8 protein-coding genes are annotated in these 20,046 nt (G+C 41.8%); 3 read left to right on the top strand and 5 right to left on the bottom strand.

Annotation, left to right across the window (positions count from 1 at the left end; translation table 11 throughout):
- Positions 1-44 precede the first annotated feature (44 nt).
- The 5 genes from KTO63_RS23190 to KTO63_RS23170 form a co-directional block, all read right to left on the bottom strand.
- A complete protein-coding gene (locus KTO63_RS23190; protein WP_217794341.1) occupies positions 45-1,586 on the bottom strand; it encodes a RagB/SusD family nutrient uptake outer membrane protein in 1,542 nt (513 codons plus the stop codon).
- Between the two features lie 28 nt (positions 1,587-1,614).
- On the bottom strand, positions 1,615-4,662 hold the full coding sequence (locus KTO63_RS23185) for a SusC/RagA family TonB-linked outer membrane protein (protein WP_217794340.1): 3,048 nt from the start codon (positions 4,660-4,662) through the stop codon (positions 1,615-1,617).
- A gap of 194 nt (positions 4,663-4,856) precedes the next feature.
- Positions 4,857-6,839 (bottom strand): glycoside hydrolase family 97 protein, encoded by a 1,983-nt coding sequence (locus KTO63_RS23180; RefSeq protein ID WP_217794339.1) that lies wholly within the window; start codon positions 6,837-6,839, stop codon positions 4,857-4,859.
- A 366-nt stretch (positions 6,840-7,205) separates the two neighbouring features.
- Positions 7,206-8,213, bottom strand: coding sequence for an aldose epimerase family protein (locus KTO63_RS23175; RefSeq protein ID WP_217794338.1), 1,008 nt, complete (start codon positions 8,211-8,213; stop codon positions 7,206-7,208).
- A 72-nt stretch (positions 8,214-8,285) separates the two neighbouring features.
- Entirely contained in the window at positions 8,286-11,633 is a 3,348-nt protein-coding gene (locus KTO63_RS23170) for a DUF5107 domain-containing protein (protein WP_217794337.1), read from the bottom strand.
- Between the two features lie 389 nt (positions 11,634-12,022).
- On the opposite strand from KTO63_RS23170, the gene KTO63_RS23165 reads away from it, so the two are divergent.
- The 3 genes from KTO63_RS23165 to KTO63_RS23155 all read left to right on the top strand — a co-directional run bounded on the left by KTO63_RS23165 (position 12,023) and on the right by KTO63_RS23155 (position 19,930).
- On the top strand, positions 12,023-12,907 hold the full coding sequence (locus KTO63_RS23165; RefSeq protein WP_217794336.1) for an AraC family transcriptional regulator: 885 nt from the start codon (positions 12,023-12,025) through the stop codon (positions 12,905-12,907).
- A 241-nt stretch (positions 12,908-13,148) separates the two neighbouring features.
- Positions 13,149-14,480, top strand: coding sequence for a sugar porter family MFS transporter (locus tag KTO63_RS23160; protein WP_217794335.1), 1,332 nt, complete (start codon positions 13,149-13,151; stop codon positions 14,478-14,480).
- Between the two features lie 152 nt (positions 14,481-14,632).
- Positions 14,633-19,930, top strand: coding sequence for a S8 family peptidase (locus KTO63_RS23155; protein ID WP_217794334.1), 5,298 nt, complete (start codon positions 14,633-14,635; stop codon positions 19,928-19,930).
- Positions 19,931-20,046 lie beyond the last annotated feature (116 nt).

The raw sequence follows: 20,046 nt of genomic DNA, 5'->3' as shown, positions 1-20,046 counted from the left end.
CGTTAAACAAAAACATTCAGTTATTCAGTCATTCAGTTATTCAGTTATTGAGTGTATCCTGGATTTTGTGCTGATGACGGAATCTCAGGATTTTGCAAAATCTCTGTTAATGGAATTGGATACAGCTTGTGATAGTCCTGAATTTGTCCGCTTTGTGCTGCCCATTTGTTTCTTGCTTTAATATAAGTCACAAAGTTTCCGGTGCGGACCACATCCTGGCGTCTCCAACCTTCAAAGCAAAGTTCGCGCATGCGCTCGTCCAAAATTTTGGTGCGGAAATCTGTTTGGCTCATGCCTGCACTCCAGTCTAATGCCGGTGGTACTGTGCCGCCAAAGGCTCTTGCCCTAACTTGTTTTACTGCTGCAACGGCATTTGATGTTTGCCCCAACTCATTCAAGCATTCTGCATAGCTTAACAAAACATCTGAGTACCTGATGTAGATAACATTTTTACCAGAGTACCAAAAGCTCAATTTGCCATCTGTGCGGGGATCTTCAAATTTTTTCACGTGAGGATCCAATTCATCGCCACCGTAAAAACCTGCTGGTATCGATGTATGTGGCACTCCTTTGTAAGTGAAGTCGTAGCGAATGCTTTCATTTTTTCTCAGATCGCCCGATTCCCATACACCACCATCAGCAACATCGCTGTAAGCATATTTGGTTGGCATCATCAAATCGTAACCACCGAAGTAGCAGTAACCATCAATATCCGCCATTACACGTGAGCCCATTTGCCATTGGATCTGGTTGTTATCAGGATAGGTATTGATGAACTGAAACTCGTAAAGTGATTCGTTTGAATTTGGTTTGGAAGGATCCCACAAATCAGCATAATTTGTTACGAGATTATATTTACCGGAAGTGATGACTGCGTTAAAAGCATCAGCTGCCTTTTGAAAGTCGCGATGGTTTGATTCAACCGGTGCAAACATATATACTTTGCCTAGTAATGCGAGTGCGACGTACTTGGTGACTTTTGATTTGTCTGTAACAGTTTCAGGAAGATGTGTCGACGCAAAAACCAGGTCATTGATGATGTATTCGTACACTTTATCAATTGGCTGTCTTCCCATTCCCAGCTCAGTCTGGTGCGCCTGGTCGATGATAGGCAAAGCGCCCCAGTATGCAGCCAGCTCGAAATAAACGGCCGCTCTTATAAAACATGCAGAAGCCAGCAAACTGTTTCTTCTTGCAGTGTCCGGTGTTGTACTCGTTTGTAAGCCATATATCGCTTGCGCGGCAGTACTCACTGTTGGCCATCTGCTATCCCACTGCTGTGTTAAAGCGTTGTTGCTTGGCTGTGTGGTGTATTTGTCAAGTGCTCCCTGATCCGGATCTCCCACCTGGATGATTGATTGTTGCGCTTCATCTCCGCCCACCTGGAACATGAATCCACCTCTGTCTTTGTGAATGTTTCTCCATGAGGTGTATAAGCCGGCAATTGTAGGTTCCACATTGTCCAGATTGCTGAACACTTCTTCCTGTGTGTAGCTCGATTTGGGCTGCTGATCCAGAAATTTTTGGCAGGAGGTCATTGCAACCGAGCCTGCTATTATGATTGATATGAATAATCTATTTTTCATAAAAAGTTTTTAAAGCTTAAAGATTTTATTATAGGCCGATGTTTAATCCAACAACAACTTGTTTGAAGTTTGGAAAACCATCTCCTGTTTCAGGATCATATCCTTTATCCTTGGTAAACAATAACAGGTTTGTTCCTGTAACATAGATCCTTGCTGTTTCCATGGATAGCTGCTTCATCAAACTTACGGGCATGGAATAAGAAAGTGTTGCGGTAGATAACCTGAGGAACGATGCATTTTGTAGTCCCCAATCTGAATCACCAGGATTGAATCGGGAAAGATTTCCAGATTGAACCAATGCACGAGGGAATCTTGTGCTTGGATTTTCAGGAGTCCATCTGCCATTCATATCAGTGTGCGAAATTGAGTTACCCCATGATTGGATCATCCCTTCATAGAAACCGCTAATGCGTTTCAAGCCATAGGAGTAGTTGAAGAACAAATTCAGCCCAAAACCTTTGTAATTAAGATCTGTACCAAAACCACCGTAGAATTTAGGATCGAGTTTGCCCACTACTTGTTTGTCTTTATCATCGATTTTTTTATCGCCGTTTACATCTTCTATCATCATGTCACCAGGATGAACAATTCTTCCATTGTAATTCATACCGGCAGTGTCTTTCATGTCAGATTCCTGAGCGATCTTTTTGAATTTCCAAGAGTAGACATTGTTAACAGATTCACCCAAAATGAAATTACCTGTACGTTGTATTTCAACCCCGGTAAATCCACCTTTGTTTGGGATGAACGTTACGTCATTATACAACCTGGTAATTTTGTTTTTGTCTGCAGAAATATTGAACATAATGTTCCAGTGCCAGTCTTTGTTCTGAATAGCAGTATAGTTAATATTGAATTCAAAACCTTCGTTTGTAAGTGCTCCCACATTCGCCACTTCACGTGCATAACCCGAAGTTGCAGGAAGCGTTCTCGTCATCAACAAATCATCATTAACAGTATGGAAATAGTCTGCGCTAACATTCAGTCTGTTATTCAGCATAGTGATGTCGGCACCAACATTCAATTGTTTTTGTTTCTCCCATGTGAGGTTTGAATTGCCTCTTCCTCCGTCTGATTGGAAAACAATCTGGCCATTTGTGTAGACAGGATTGTAAATGCTGTAGTACGCAAGGTTTGGAATATTCTGATTACCAGCAATACCATAACCAACGCGCCACTTCAATCTATTCAACCAATGAACGTCCTGCATAAAATTTTCTCTTGCCATATCCCATCCAAGCGCCAGCGAAGGAAATGCGCCCCAGCGATCGTTTGAAGTAAACTTGGATGAGCCATCAAATCTTACTGTTGCTGTAGCAAAATATTTGTTTTCGTAAGCATAGTCAGCACGTCCCAAATAAGACACCAGTGTGTTGGTCAAAAAATTTGATGAAGGAGCAAACTGCGTTTTCGAATAGGCCGAACCTATGTTGTAGTAAGTAAGATCGTTGTTAGGAAAACCGTAAACGTTGAACTGATCAGAGTTTTGATTGGTCATTTGCAATGAGGTTCCCACCATTGCATTCAGCGTGCTTTTTCCAAAACTGTTGGAGTAGCTTGCTGTATTATCCCACTGCCAGCTGCTAGTTTCAGCTTTGTAATGAGAAGCACTGCCATGGTAACTATTGCGGGTATCTTGTCCGGTTCCTATAGGAGTGTAACCGTAATTCTGCTGCCACATTAAGTTGGCTGCAAGCGTTGAACGAATGGTTACGTGTTTTACCGGAGTGATGCTCACATAGTTACTGGTGATTAATCTGCTCAGGTTATTGTTGCTGATGATTGACAAACTCTTAATGGGATTGTAAATATTGGGATCTGGAGTATTTGCCCACTTGATCTGCTGCATGGTGTCGTTAACAGGCAGCAGCGGGTTTGCATAAACAGCGCCGTTGAATACATCGCCACTAGGTACGCTGCTTTTTGCATAGGCAAAAGTGGTGTTGGTTCCCACTTTCAACCATGATTTTACATTTTGCTCCAAATTGATCCTTCCGCTGAAACGCTGGTATGCTGAGGTTTTGAGCAGTCCTTCCTGGTCAGTGTAGTTAAGGCTTACGAAGTAACTACCCTTATCGGAACCACCTGAAAAACCCAGGTTATAGTTCTGTTGCAAACCAGATTGCTGTACAGGTTTTAACCAATCGTATGATAAGCCTGCCCTGTAAGTATCTTGCTCATACTTCGCAAATACCGTGCTGTTATCACCGGTAATGCTGTTGATATAAGCTTGTCTGTCGCCGTTTGGATTATTCTCCATGTAGGCGTTTGCATAAGCATCTACACGCAAGTTGTAAATGTCATGAGCGTTCATCAGATCCATCTTTTTGCTGAACCACTGGGAACCGATCCATGTGTCGAATGAAATTTTCCCTGCACCTCTTTTACCTTTTTTTGTGGTTACAAGCACTACGCCGTTTGCGCCACGCGAACCGTAGATCGCTGTTGCAGACGCATCTTTCAATACTTGCACAGATTCGATATCATCCGGATTCAAAGTGTTGAAGTTGCTTTCAAGAATGGTTCCATCTACTACATAAATAGGATTGGTTCCGTATTGAAGTGAGTTGTTACCACGTATTTTTATTGACGCATCTGCGCCGGGTTGAGGACTGGCAACAATACGTGCGCCAGGTACTTTACCCTGTATCGCCTGGTTGATGCTGGTTGTAGGCGTCTTGTCTATTTCTTTTGAATCGATCGACGATACCGCACCTGTAAGGTCTTTTTTCTTCACGGCCACCCCTACTACAATCACTTCATCCATGCCGCCGCCCGAAGCATCTGTTTCAAGGCTCGCGGTAATGAAAGCACTGCCGGCAGTGTTCATTTCTAAATCCTTATGCCCTAAGGCATGAATAACAATGATTTCGTTCGCAGTTGGAATGGTGAGTGCAAATTCACCTTTGAGGTCTGTTGTGGTAGCTCGCTGTGCATTAGACTTTAGCGAGACAACGGCTCCGGCAATTGGGTCGCCGTTTTTTTCTGTGATCTTTCCCTGGATCTTAACACTCTGTGCATGAGCTATGGCAAATGATATGCACAGTGCAAGCATGAAAAATAATCGTTTTTTCATATTTCTTTTTTTATGGCATTTTCTACGTGGATAATAAACGCGATGATTGCTGAACTGGAATAATATATCGTTGCGATGACGATGATTAAAGAGGGAGTTGGGGCAAGCACCGTAACTATACTATACTATTCTATACCAGCAAATGTATATAGTTTTTATTAACATTTAATGTCAACCCGAAATTTTTTTAAAAATTATTTCACTTGATAAATTCGCATAACAGCTCCCCCACCGCTCGCCAATCTGATCGTTTGCTTTGATTTATTGTTTACATCAATCGTTTCATGTTCGTAATCAGTGGCCTCTGTGTCAGCGTTCTTTCCATCCTTAAAAATTTCTGCTTTGTATTTTTTTCCTTTCTCAAGAAATGAGAAATCAATCGTTACCGTTCTGCTGTTCCAATTTGTAGTGGCCCCCACGTACCAATCGTTGTTCTTTCTTTTCGCCAATACAGCATACTCACCAAGCTTTGCGTCCAATACTTTTACATCGTCAAATGTTGCGGGAACTACCGATAGAAAATCCATCACGTCTTTGTTCTTCCTGTATTCAGAAGGGGAATCACTTAATACCGCGAGGTATTGATCAAACAAAATGAACAACGACATTTCGTGACAACGCGTTCCCATTGTTTCCGGTAAACCTTTGTCTATCGGGCGAAAGGCTGCTTTGCTTTTGTTACGCATACAGCCTGGCGTATAATCCAAACTTCCACCCAGCATACGAATAGAGGCCACCTGCAAATGATAAGTCGGATTGGAAGTGGTGTCCCATTTGCTACACTCTTCTCCTCTTACCGCTTCATAATTCATTACGTTTGGATAAGTTCTGCTCAAACCCGTTGGCTTTGGGCAACCGTGAAAGTCAACGAGCAAGTGATGTTCAGCGGCTTTGGAAGCAATGGCTTCCATTTGCTGATAAATGATCTGATCATCTCTATCAAAAAAATCTACTTTAAAACCTTTCAATCCCCATTGCTCAAATGTGGCAAGAAAATGATCGAGATTCGCAACCAGGCTTGTCGCATTGCACCAAACAATTATTCCGACATTCTTTTGTTTACCATAGTTAACCAACTCCTGTATATCGATGTGATCTGCAGATTTATCAAGATGATAGAAGTTACTCCAGCCTGCATCTATTAATGTGTACTCCAGTTTATTGTCGCTTGCAAAATCAATGTAGCGTTTGTAGAGCTCTGTACTTCTGTTCTGGAAACCAGTGGGAATGCCTGCATCTTCAATGATTGCATCGTGCCACCATTCCCAATCACATTTACCTGGTTTGATCCACGACACATCTTTTATCGCCTGCGGCGCGGCCAATTTATAAATGAGTTGATTGGTCAAAAGATTTTTATCATCATCACTTACCATTACAATTCTCCACGGAAAACTTCTGCTGCCAGATGTTTTTGCTATCAGATTTTCTCTTGCATCAGCGGATGTGGACATCCCCCAATCACCTCCATAAGGAGTTGTCTTCGCCGGATAATGCGCCCAGTAGCCGGTTATAGCCTTGGCAGATCTTCTGATAAACATTCCGGGATAATCGCGTATATCAGATTCAGCCAGCAGCACTCTTGTGCTGGTTGTTTTGTTGGTAAACAATGCCGGTAAAATAATATTGTTGGTATCTGCAATAGTCGAGATATCATTGTGGGAAGTGTAAGGAAGCTCCCATGAAGTAAGCTTTGGAGTTTCAGAGATTAGCGCACTGTAGTTGCCATTCAGGTTGAATGCAGCGATCTCGTTGCCAACAATAGCGTTGCCGGTTTTTGTAGTTACAAACCTGTACGCAACGCCTTCGTTATATGCCCTGAACACAATGGAATAATCGCCGTCAAAGGCAATCGTCATTTCATTACACTCATTGCTAAGTGTTTTGAATTTCCCGTAAAGCGGTGTAATGATTTCGCTGATCTTTTTGTTGGAGATATTCTTTACACTTGCATTGTTTCCAAGTGTATCATTGTTTATTACCAATGCAATCCTCGATGGATTCAACAACACCGACCTACCAAAATGCACACTAAAGAAAATGTTTTTACCAACCTCTACACTTACAGTTAGTCTTTTATCGGGAGAAATTACTTCGATCGTTTTCAAAGCAAAGCTGCTTAAGCTGTTTAGCAGAAGAGCAATAGAGAATAAACCAAATAAGCCTTTCTTTTTCATACGCAGTATTTTGTCTAAACCGTTTTATATTCTTGTTGTTTCTAAATTCTAAGCATGGGTGTTTCAGTAAAGTCAATAACATGACTTTAGACTGCCTGTCTATGTGCTGATGAAATTTTATTGAATAAGGTATACTGTCAGCTTCACTAAGTATCTAACACCTCGTTTACATTGGATCGAATTCAGCTGCTTATCAATTGAAGGAAAGTTGAGTGGGAAACATTCAATTTTTCACATGGCGACAATTCTAAGCGAGCTTCTTTTTTATATTAAAAACCTGTATGCAATTTGAAAAATATTTGTCCATTCTAAATAGATAAAATTATGAAAGGGATGGACTTTATTACGGTCGCATATTATTAGCGATCATCGAACAAGAAATAGCAATTTTGTTTGATGATGAAACTTCTCTCCTGCTTTTAAAAGTGTGCTTGCAAAAGATGGGTGATTTGCAGCATCAGGGAAAAATTGCGTTTCTAAACAAACGCCTTCGCATGATGCAAAACCATTGTTCAGCCAATCACCCGAATAAAACATCATGCCAGGAACGGTTGTGTACACTTGTACTGCACGACCACTTTCGCAGTCAAAAAGTTCAGCAGCGCAGACATTGATTTCTGGTTCATTCAAAACATAGCACTCATTGAAAATAATTTCATTTTGCTGACTTATTTTCTTCATCGTTCTGAAATCATGCTTCGTTCCATCAACCCGGTTAATATTTCCCGTCGGAATATAATGAGGCGTTGTTTCAAGGATGGAGTCTGCATTTATAAACAATTCTTGCGAGGCCCCATTTTGTTTTCTTCCGCTTAGATTAAAATAACTGTGGTTGGTTGGGTTCACGTGTGTATCAACGTCTGCAAAGGCACGATATTCAATCAGCAATTCATTGTTATTGTTTAATGTAAATACTACTTTCAGTGTAAGGTTGCCTGGATAGCCTTCTTCCATGTCTGGACTCTTATGTTCAAGTGAAATTCCAACAACATCGTCCATCGCCATCTCTTCAATTACACTAAAAACACGTTTATTAAATCCAATCTTGCCGCCGTGCAAATGGCAATCATTTGACGGCTCATTAATCGGTAATTGATAAACTTTATCATTTACCGGCAACAGTCCTTTGTTAATTCGATTGGCGACTCTTCCAACGGTTGCTCCAAGGTAAAATGTATCAGCAATGTAGCCCTGCAAACAACTGTAGCCTAAAACTACATTTTCAACAACACCATTTTTATCAGGCATCATAATGCTAACAACTGTCGCACCATAACTTGTAACAGAAACTTCCAAGCCTTTATCGTTGCTTAATCTAAACAGCCACACATCCTTGCCCAGAACGCTACCCCACTTTTCTTTTGCTATGTTCATAATTCTTACAATTGCTCATCACAAAAAATGAAGCACAGAAAAATTCTGTGCTTCTGCTTAACTAATACTCGCTCAATTGACTAATTGACCTTTCAAAAAATTGATCATTGCGTTGTGCACCTGTGCTCCCTGGTGATTAATATTCAATGATAGTACTTCATCAAATTCTTTCTTAGCTTTTTCATAATCACCCAATCCCAGGTAACCCAACCCTTTGAGGTAATGGCAATGGATTCTATTACGCACGTTCAAATCCTGATCAAACACTAGCAGATCCGGCAATGACACTGCGAAATAATCAATTTTGATTTCATCGCTCATATGTTCACTGGCAAAGCTTATGAAGCGCTTAAAGATTTCTTCTCCGGCTTTCTCTTTTCCAAGCTTTTGCCATGCAAGTCCCTGGTAAAATATTTTATCCGGTTGCGGATCATTGTAAAATATTGCTTGCACAGGCTCTGTAATTCCTATTGTTGCTGTTTCAAATTTTGCCTTTGCCTCTTTCTCTTTTCCTATTAGTTCCAACGCACAGCCCTGTAAATAATAAATGTCATTCTCTTGTGTGCCAGCTAATTTTCCTTCGCCAAGATTGTGTGGATATGTTTCAATGCTGTTCAGCAACTCCAGTGCCAGCGCACCATTTCCCTGCAACAGTGCTCTCTTGGCCAGCTCTATATGGCACAACAAAAACTGCCCCACTACTTTTCCTTCGCCACCTTCCCACGGATGGAACTGCCTTTCCGCAATCAATGATTTTGCTTTTTCATAATTGCCTGATTGATTGTACAGGGTTACACGCTCCAGGTAAAGATCATCCCGATCATTTACAAGAGGCAAATGTTTTTCCAGCAATTGCAATCTCTCCGGAGTCGGCTTGCCTGTTATCTTATACAACTGATCAAGTTCCATTAATACTCTTGCATCATTTTGATTCAATGCAAATGCTTTTTCCAGGTACTCAATTGCCAGTGGTACGTTCTTGCTCTTGTTGTAATATGCTAAAGAAAGATTACGAAAGACAGTTGGGAAGCTAATATCAAGTGCCGCTGATTTTTCCCAGCAAGCAATTGCTTCTGCGTATTGCCTTTTCGCGTACCAAAAGTTTGCGAGATAGTAAGGAGCTTTTGCATCTTTTACATTTGTTGCAATCGCATCTTTCAAAATAACAACCTCTTCTATTCTATTGGGGAAGCAGAAATCCGGCTTTTGAACTGCAGCAAGCGTGTAGTAAACCAGCGCGTTTGCTTTGTCTCCCATTTTACTATACAACCAACCGATTGTATAGTAAGCCATCGGATAAACTTCTTTTTTTCCTTCAACATGTTCATTCAATAACGCAATGGCTTCTTCATACATGCCTGCGTGGGCATAGTCAAGTGCATATTCAATGTATGTATGAACAGCGTCGCGCATTAGGGCATTCATTTGCGCAAGCACCACCAAAGCTTCATCTTTCTTTCCTGCCTGTAAAAGCAATTGATGCTTTTCAAAATAACATCCGTAGTTGAAGCCGTCTATTTTCAATGACTCATCAATCAATGTCATAGCTTCTTCCATTCTGCCAAGCTTTCTCAACAACGCCGCTTTCAAATGCCTTGTCGTGTGGCTGTGATAATTTTTAATGAGCGATTTTTCTGCCAACTTTAATGCGTCGCTATATTTTCCTTTTGCAGAAGCAATACGTGCCAGCGAAAGATAGCTCATGTGTTGCCATGCGTCGCTCCAGGCCGCTTTATAAAATGCATCGTACGCTTCATTCAGCCTGTTTTGCAACATAAGCGACCAACCTAAGTTGTAATAGGGTTCACCATCGTATGGATTCGGATTTCTTGAAGTGAGTGTTTTGATCGCGGTTCTGAAATATGGTTCCGCTTTTTCGAATTGTCCCCTTCTCAGCAATAGCAGGCCCATTGCATTGTTGCAGCGCACATCTCCTGCATCTCTTCTTAAGCCTTCTTCGTAATAATCAACGGGATTAAACGTAGCGTGGCGATACTGCTCTAGATGAAATCCATTTAAAAACAATTGCTCCACACTATCAATTTCACCTGGAAGTTTTGCAGCTGTTGCGGCAGGCGGAATATCTTTCTTTTCGTAAACTTCAGGTTGATAGCTTACAAGCGTTTTGCCGTTTTCATCCTTCACAATCAATTCCAGCATTTCAGTTTGTGCGTCTTGCGAAACAGAAATATTCTCTTCAAAAACATTTTCAGGTGAAAAATCAAACTGGTATGTTTTTACAATATCGCCTTTTAGTTTTAATGTTATCGTTGCTTTGTTGTAAGTAGATGTCGAAAACACCTTCATGCTCACCAAACCCTTTTCCAACGAGAGATTGATCATCGCTTCCTTTGTTGCATTTTTCACTTCGCCTATCAATGCGTAAGGCATGAAGTATTGCTCAAAAGTCTTTTCTTCATTTGGCTGTAACCATGTGAAGTCTGGTTGGTTGTCTGTAAAAACACCAGTCATTAACTCGATGTACGGACCATCTTCATCAGTAAGATTTCTATCCCATGCAATACCGAAATCGCCATTGCCCCAGGTCCATTGTTTTTTGCCGGGAGACACATGGTGATCTGCTACGTGCAGCATGCCCGCTTGCGTGTCGTGCTCATAGCAACCCATAAAATCAAACTTCGATTGAATGGCCATGTATGATGTTGGGACAGGAATATTTTTGTAGCGGGAGATGTCCGTGCCCGGCGCATAATTCACTTTGTAGTAAGTGCCGGTTGCAATAGGAAAATCAGACACGTCACGTTTGCCGTGATCAAACACTGCGTATACATCCGGCGGGAAAATGGATTGATAATAATCGTTCACTTTCACCGCAGGATTTGCCCACCACAAAAAGGTTTGTGGAAATGGTGTTCTGTTGTAAACTTTTCCTTTTATCTCTATGTATGCTTTATCTGGATGTAGCGTAAAACCCGCCATGCCTTTGGTACGGAACATGATCTCCACTTCATTTACCCAAACGGTTTTGCTTCCGTCTGCATGTTCTTCTATCGCACAATCAATTGGTAAAAAGGTGCTTGGCCTGTGGTGTTGTGGCCAGTTGAATTCGATGCCCCCGGATATCCACGGACCGGTTAAACCAACCAATGCCGGCTTTACGACCTGGTTGTAATATATGAAATCGCGTTTGCGGATCTTGTCATATGCACGATGTACACGACCGCCCAATTCCGGCAAGATCATGATCTTCAGATAATCATTCTCTATGAAATATGCATTGTATTCTTTGTCAACTTTTGTATCGCTGATTTTCTCAACAACAGGATAAGGATATACCGACCCTGAACTGCCCTGGTAAACTCTCTTCTCTAAAAAAATGGGATTTTTTTCCGCTTCGCCTGTTTCGTAGGTAGGAAGTATCACTTTTTCCTTCCAGGCTTTAACTGAGCGTGTAGTCATGATGCAATCATTAATTTAGATCAAAATTATTCAGAGGGCTTTTATGCTTGATGGATAGAGTAGCGATTGTGATGGATTTTTTTATGGTGGCGGGCTTCGCCCTTTCTTTGCCACTGAGGTACAGAGAACACAGAGGTTTCACAAAGATTTATTAACCACAGAGAACGCAGAGAAATTATTCGAAAAACTCGTGCAGCTCACTAGAGCACAGAGATAAAGAGGAGAAGCCCATGAAGCCTCCTTTCCTCTGTGAAAAAAACTCCTTAACTCTGTGGTTAAAAAGTACGAGCGCATTATGTGAAGCCTGACATCCTCTGTGGTTCTGTGGCAAAAAAGATACACCGCATCTCGCGATTTATTACATTTACCTCTTAAACATAAGCATTGCTATGCTAAGGAAAAAAGAAGGCTTTGAAGGCCAGCGGGCCATTATGATTCCACGAAAAATTTTGCATACACACTGCGATAACAACCCGCTGCTGAAGAATCTTTACATAACAGACATTGGCTATTATCCAAAGGCGAAGGGGCATCTCATGGAAAGATCTCACGGCTCCGAGCAGCACATCCTTATTTATTGCATGGAAGGAAAAGGCTGGGCAGAAATAAAGAAAGAAAAATACGAATTAACGTCCGGCAGCTTTGTTATTATTCCCGCAAAGATCCGCCATTCTTATGGTTCAGAGGAAAAGAACGGATGGACAATTTATTGGGTACACTTTTCCGGTTCTTCAGCAAACGAGATTGTGAATATGATGATGCAGCAGAACAGTACACTTGCGGGCAGCGTATCAATGAATGAAAAACGCCAGCGCCTATTTGAAGAGATCTATACGAACCTTGAACGTGGTTATGGTTTAGAAAACCTCAGCTATTCCAATTTGTGCGTAGGGCATTATTTGTCAACATTCATTTTCAACGAACGCTATACGCAGGTTGATCTTAAAGACAAGGAAGACATCATCAACCGTTCGATTGATTATATGCAAAAGAACATTGACGCTACTGTTGAATTGCAGGATCTTGCGGCCATCGTTAATTTATCGCCTTCTCACTACTCATTCGTTTTCCGGAAGAAAACTGGCTTCTCGCCTATCGAATATTTCAATCACCTGAAAGTTCAAAAAGCCTGCCAGTACCTGCTGTTCACGGATCTGCGTGTTAAAGAGATCGCAGGGAAAATAGGCATTTACGATCCGTATTATTTTTCCAGGATGTTTTCAAAAATAATGGGCATTTCGCCGAACGAGTATAGGATTAAGAGACACACTTAGAGAGCCAATTTGAAAATATGCTAATTTGAAAATTTGAAAATGCTTCGTGAGCGTTCTTTACTTTTTTTCTCAAACCTCTTTTAAAAAAATATAATAGCAGCGATAGCAGGGAACCAATTTTCAAATTTTCAAATTTCCATATTTTCAAATTATCATAAAATTGTCCATCCCTTTCTACCAAATATCCATCCTTAATTTTTTTGGGGAAATTACATTTGCTTATAACAATTGCTTTTTCATAATGAATAGTACATATCGCTTCAACTCGGGTTATATCATTGTCATTTCTTTTATATCTGCAATGGGTGGTTATTTGTTTGGGTTTGACTTTGCGGTTATTTCCGGCGCTCTGCCTTTTTTACAATCACAATTTGGATTAGATAAAATTTGGGAAGGATTCGCAACCGGCAGTCTTGCACTTGGCGCAATAGCGGGATGTGTTGTTGCCGGTCGTGTGGCAGACAAATACGGACGTCGCCCAGGCTTACTGTTAGCGGCGGCTATTTTTGCACTCTCTTCCTTAGCTATGGCGGCTTCTCACAGTAAAGAAACATTCATTGCTTTTCGCTTTCTTGCAGGTGCCGGAGTGGGCATGGCTTCTATGCTTTCACCTATGTACATTGCAGAAATTTCTCCAGCACACCTTCGCGGCAGAATGGTGGCCATCAACCAGCTTACCGTCGTAATTGGCATTTTAATAACCAACATTGTAAACTATTCTCTGCGAAATGAAGGCGCGGATGCATGGCGTTGGATGTTTGGCCTTGGCGTAGTTCCCTCAACGGTTTTTCTGTTGGGCGTTATCTTTCTTCCTGAAAGCCCACGTTGGTTGGTTGCTGCAAACAAAATAGATAAAGCGAGAAAAGTGCTTACCAAAATTGGAGATGAAAATTTTGCCGGTGATTCTATACGCACAATTGAAACTTCATTGCAGCACGCATCTAAACCAAATATTCAACTGGCCTTTTCAAAAATTTATTTACCCGCGCTGACTATAGGAATTGTGTTGGCTATCTTCCAGCAATTGTGCGGCATCAATGTTGTATTTAATTATGCTCCCAAAATTTTTGAAAGCATTGGCGCTTCGCAGGATGATCAGTTGTTGCAAACCGTTTTCATTGGTGGCGTAAATCTTACTTTCACCATACTTGCCATGTTGCTGGTAGACAGACTTGGCAGAAAGCCTTTGATGCTCTTGGGCGCTGGTGGCCTTTCGGTTCTGTTTATCATTATCGCAAAAATGTTGAGCGGATCTTCGGGTCATGTTTCGTGGTTTTTGCTTACTGCGATCGGTACCTATGCCATGTCGCTGGCTCCGGTTACTTGGGTTTTGATCTCTGAAATTTTCCCCAACCAGGTGAGAGGCGTGGCAACTTCTATTGCCGTGATCTGTCTCTGGCTGGCGTATTTTATACTTGTTTTTACGTTCCCTATCTTATTTGACCACTTTAAAAACAATACGTTTTACGTGTATGCAGTGATTTGTGCGCTGGGATTTGTATTTGTTTGGCAAAAGGTAAATGAAACGAAAGGGAAAACACTTGAGGAAATGGATAGCAGTTTTAGGCATTAATAAGCAATCGTTTAGGTGTTAAGCCGGTAATGAGACGTCATTTACCGGCTTTTTTATGCCCTGAAATCTCTTTTTTGAAATATCTTTATAACACCCTGATATCTATGTAACCAAAACATTAAGAGTTCTCTTTCTAACATAAGTGCTTCCGAATGAAACAAATCATTTTGTTCTCTTTTTTATTGGCTTTTATTGGCAATGAAATATCCGCCCAGGAAAAAGTAATCCGTTTAAAGAATGGCGCTGTTAAAACAGGCGAAAACCTGCTTAAACAGAAATTTCTGAATCGCTATCAGCAAAACGTTTCCTTTAAAAATAATCTTTACACAATCGTTCAACTCAGTAAAGTTCCCGATACGGAAACAAGGAAACAATTGAAAGAAAAGGGAATACTATTGCAGGCCCCCCTTGGTTCAAACTCATTTCTCGCAGAAATTAAAACCGGAAGCATTGCTTCTCTTCCACCAGATATAACAGGCGTTTACAACATTCCCGCCGAAGCAAAAATAGACAGCAAATTAGATGATGAATCTGTCTTACATGAACCCAACAGCTTCGTGTCTGTGATGTTTTTTGGTTCGCTAACGAAGCAAGAAGTTGTTGACCAGTTGACAAAAACGGGTGCTACCATTGCCAACAGCGAGCTAAAACCGGGCAACGCAGTATTTGTAAAAGCATCTCCCGAGATCATTCAAAAAATAGCAGCACTACCTTTCATAAATTACATCGGGTTGCAAACGCTCAAGGATGTTCCCCTTAATTACAACAACAGGGCTGCTCATTCCATTGATGCCCTGCAGTCTATATCTGGAAGAAATCTTACGGGAAAAAATGTGACGGTTGGAGTAGGCGATAATGCAAATCCTGCTACGCACCTGGACTTTGGCAACAGGCTCCTGGTCAGAACGCCCTCAGGTCCTGAAGCCCACGGCACGCACGTTACAGGCACAGTGGGCGGCGGTGGGATCGTTAATCCGCCGTTTAAAGGCATGGCGCCGCAAACGACCCTCATTAATCAGTATTTCAGCAATATCATAGCTTTTGCACCGCTGTATTATAGCGATAATCACATGGTACTGAGCAACAACTCTTACTACTCAGGGGCGGACCTCTGCCCCGGTAACGGAGCGTATGATGTGCTAAGCAATTACATTGACGATCAGCTGTACACTTACCCAAATATTCTGCACGTATTTGCGGCAGGTAACGATGGAAAGCTTACCTGTGCCCCATTTCCAGCCACTTACAGCACTGTCAAATCGGGATTCCAATGTGCAAAAAACGTGTTGACAGTTGGCAACCTCGACAATTTAAACAATTACCAACTCAACGCTTCATCCAGCCGCGGCCCAACCGATGACGGGCGATTGAAACCAGAAATAGTTGCGGGCGGTACGGGCATAGCTTCTACCTATCCTAACAACTCATATGGAATTTTAACCGGAACAAGCCAGTCCACACCAACTGTGACAGGCACATTAGCGTTGTTGTATGAAAGGTACAGGCAGCTCAATGCAGGCGCAGATCCCTCAAGCGCACTTATAAAAGCGCTTGTGTGCAATACAGCTGAAGACAAAGGCGCTGCAGGGCCCGACTACCTTTATGGCTATGGAAACCTCAATGCCCGCAGAGCCGTTGAAGCATTGGAAAAAAATAATTATTTCATAAACACTGCTACTAACGGTAGTGTACAAACGCAAACAATCAGCAATGTTCCTGCGGATGCCCAGGTAAAAATTATATTGTGCTGGATAGATCCTCCTGCGTCACCGAATGCTGTAAATGCACTTATCAATAATCTTGACCTTACGATAACGGATGCTTCGGGCACTTCACACAAGCCGCTTACGCTAAATCCGGCAAATGTTGCGGCTGTTGCCACCGAAGCAGTTGACAATTTCAACAATATTGAACAGGTAGTAGTTACCAATTTAACGGCAGGAAATTTTACCATAAATGTTACAGGAACAAACGTTCCAACCGGCAACCAGGATTACGTTGTAGTATACCAGGTGCTGCCGGCATCTGTAACGGTTGACTATCCATTTGGGGATGAAACGTTTTTGCCTGCCACAACGGAAAAAGTGAGATGGAGTTATTTCGGCACAGACGTAAATACATTTAGTGTTGATTATTCTCTTGACAACGGTACTAGCTGGGTAAACATTAGAAACAACGTTAGAGCTGATAGCACTTTAATGGATTGGCCCATTCCCGCCGGAATAACGCAAACGACGAAAGCTCTTATCCGTGTAACGAGAAATAACGTGGGCTACAGTGACGTAAGCGATTATAATTTCAGGATATTGCGTCAGCCAACCATAACATCCACACCGCTATGCCCCGGCTACGTGCAGCTTAGCTGGAGCAATTTATCGCCCATAACCACCTCATACAATCTGTACATGCTTAAAGGTGATTCATTGCAAAAAATTCAGAACCTTACGGGGACCAGCGTGTCAATGGCGCTTGACCAGGACAGTACTTATTACTTTGCGGTGGAACCTGTTGCTAATGGAGTGACTGGACGGCGTTCACTTTTAGCGACTGTGACAGCTACGGGCGGCACATGCAGCAGCTCTATTCTGGACAATAACTTTGTAATGGACTCCATCATGTCACCGGCAACGGGGAGACTCTTTACTTCGACAGCATTAAAATCAAACAATGCAATCCAGGTACGTTTACGAAATGGAGATGATGCATCGTCCGGTACATCAAGTTACAATATTTCATACCAGGTAAATGGCGGACCTATTGTTACGGAAACAAGCAATGTTGCCGTTCCTGCGGGGGGCTCATCTATTTATACGTTTAGTTCCACTTACGATTTCTCCGCACCGGGCACCTACCAATTTAAGGCATGGGTAAAACATACCGGAGATACACGACAGGACGATGATACGTTAACAACAACGATCCAACAATTAGCCAACGACCCGCTTGCACTTACTCCCTCTTTTACAGAGGACTTTGAGGCAGCTGCGGTACAAACGGTGCAAACAAAAAAACAAGGTTTGGTCAATCTCGATCGTGCAGATTTTAATACAAACTCAAACAACGGAAGACTAAGAACATTCGTCAATAGTGGCATTGCAAGATCAGGCAACCGTTGTGCAACTTTGGATCAGGCAATTTATAACGCATTTGCTTCAACGGATAGTTTAACGCTTACTTTCAATTTATCTTCATACAGCCCTGCCGATCAACTATGGCTCGATTTCTTTTATAAAAATCATGGGGTAGACTTCACTCTTCCGGGCAACCGGGTTTGGATTCGTGGAAGCGATACTTCTTTGTGGTTGCCTGTGTTTACATTGCCTATAAACACTGCCGACTTTGGAATTTACAAACCTGCTATCAGCAAGAATATCACAGAAATATTGTCTGCCGCCGCACAAAAAGTCAGCAGCAGCTTCCAGATAAGATTTGGTACGCAAGGCTACACTTCTGCAAATTCCGTTATACCAACCGGCAATCTTGACGATGGATATTCTTTCGATGATGTAACCATTACCAAATCTGCAAATGACGTTGGTGTACTCTCGTTTGTTGCACCGGACACTTCTAACATTTGTCAGTTCGGTAGTGCAGAACAGGTTTCTATACATCTTAAAAACTATACGGCCACAACACTATCGAATATTCCTGTTACGGTAAACGTAAATGGTGCAACCACCACTGAGATCATTGGTGCAATTCCTCCAGGTGAAATGACTTACACTTTCACGCATACCGTCGACCTTTCTGCTTTCCAACAATATACCATCAGTGCATGGGTAAAAAATCCAACTGACAATTATCCAAACAACGATACGCTACAACCTATTTCTTTCCATACAGTTCCTTTCATCAATACCTTTCCTTATGTGGAAGGTTTTGAAAACAACAATGGCAATTGGTATACAGACGGCGTAAACGACAGCTGGGAATGGGGAGCGCCATTAAAACCAGTTATCAGCAAGGCTGCAAATGGTTCTAAAATATGGACGACAAGTCTTTATTTCAGTTATAACAACAACGAGTTATCATATCTCTATTCGCCTTGTTTTGATGTTAGCGGCATGGCAAATCCAATGCTTTCCTTTAGTCATATTTTTCAATTGGAAAACTGTGATTGTGACGGACATTGGGTGGAGTACAGTACCGATGGATCAACGTGGACGAAACTCGGCGTTGCAAATACCGGTACAAACTGGTATAATAATGCAACTAAAAATATCTGGCAAACACCATCTCTCACCAAATGGCATGTTGCTAGTTATGATCTGCCAAAATCCTCAAGACTGCATTTAAGGTTCGTGATGAACAGCGATCCCGGAAGTACATTCGACGGTGTAGGAATTGACGATGTAACCATTTTCGATAAAGCAACTATTTACAGCGGACCGGATATTTCATCTGGCATAACAAATACTGCCAGTGGTAATCAATGGATAGATTTTAATGACGCTTCCGGCAAACGTGTTGCATCTATTCATCCACATGGACAAAATCTTGGAAATGCAACTGCTAAAGTTTTCTTCAATCCCGGCACACAAATCAGAATATCGCAGGGACAATACTATCTCGATAGAAATATTGTTGTTCAAACCCAAAACGCGCCAACAGACAGCGTTAGCGTTCGTTTTTATTTTCTCGATGCGGAGGCTCAAAAACTAATGGCGGCAACGGGTTGTGCCACCTGCACTACCATTACTGACCCTTATGCAAGCGGTGTAACGCAATATAGTGGCTTGCCAACCGAAGAGGATGGCGGCTTAGCCAACAACGTCTCAAGCTCGGGCGTTTACAGATTCATTTTGCCACATTCCCAGGCAACAGTAATGCCATACAACAATGGCTACTATGCAGAGTATAAGGTTAGCAGATTCTCCGAATTCTGGATCAATAACGGAGGAACAACCAATGACGTTCCTTTGCCCTTACAATTGCTTTCCTTTACCGCAGACGTAAAAAATGCAAAAGGTATTTTGAACTGGCAAACGGAAAAAGAAATTAACACGCAGTCTTTTATTGTTGAGAAAAGTATAGATGGTAGTCAGTTCAAACAAATCGGCAAAGTGTCCGCAAAGAATAATGGTTCCACAGTAAACAACTACAGTTTCATCGACGACAACCTAACAACAGGTAAAAACTATTACAGATTGAAAATGACGGACATCAACGGACAGTTTACCTATTCACCGGTTCGTGCCATTGTCTATAATCAGAATAATTTTGATGTAATGATCTACCCTAATCCAGCAACAGGAAACACAGTGTATATCAAAACATCGGCCAACTGCTCATCACTGGAATTAAAAGACATGACAGGCAAAAGACTGCAATTAATTACAACCTCCGGCAAACAGAACACATTCGATGTATCCGGCATCAGTAGTGGCTTATATCTGTTGGTAATTACAACCGACGCAGGGACGAGAGTGGAGAAAATAGTTAGGGAGTAGTTGAGAATGGAGAATGGAGAGTGGAGAGTTGAGAATGGAGAGTTAATTGAAAGTAGAAAAGATTCGAAATCAGGCACCCCTTCACTCTCAACTCTCAATTCTCAACTCTCCACTAA

The organism is Pinibacter aurantiacus (genome assembly GCF_019130065.1).
Classification (GTDB): Bacteria; Bacteroidota; Bacteroidia; order Chitinophagales; family Chitinophagaceae; genus Pinibacter; species Pinibacter aurantiacus.
This window is presented reverse-complemented; position numbering and strand designations above follow the sequence as displayed.

Excerpts from the sequence above, each read along its gene's own strand:
- KTO63_RS23170 (WP_217794337.1), bottom strand. The coding sequence starts at position 11,633 with ATGACTACACGCTCAGTTAAAGCCTGGAAGGAAAAAGTGATACTTCCT.
- KTO63_RS23165 (WP_217794336.1), top strand. The coding sequence starts at position 12,023 with ATGCTAAGGAAAAAAGAAGGCTTTGAAGGCCAGCGGGCCATTATGATT.
- KTO63_RS23160 (WP_217794335.1), top strand. The coding sequence starts at position 13,149 with ATGAATAGTACATATCGCTTCAACTCGGGTTATATCATTGTCATTTCT.
- KTO63_RS23180 (WP_217794339.1), bottom strand. The coding sequence starts at position 6,839 with ATGAAAAAGAAAGGCTTATTTGGTTTATTCTCTATTGCTCTTCTGCTA.
- KTO63_RS23185 (WP_217794340.1), bottom strand. The coding sequence starts at position 4,662 with ATGAAAAAACGATTATTTTTCATGCTTGCACTGTGCATATCATTTGCC.
- KTO63_RS23175 (WP_217794338.1), bottom strand. The coding sequence starts at position 8,213 with ATGAACATAGCAAAAGAAAAGTGGGGTAGCGTTCTGGGCAAGGATGTG.
- KTO63_RS23155 (WP_217794334.1), top strand. The coding sequence starts at position 14,633 with ATGAAACAAATCATTTTGTTCTCTTTTTTATTGGCTTTTATTGGCAAT.
- KTO63_RS23190 (WP_217794341.1), bottom strand. The coding sequence starts at position 1,586 with ATGAAAAATAGATTATTCATATCAATCATAATAGCAGGCTCGGTTGCA.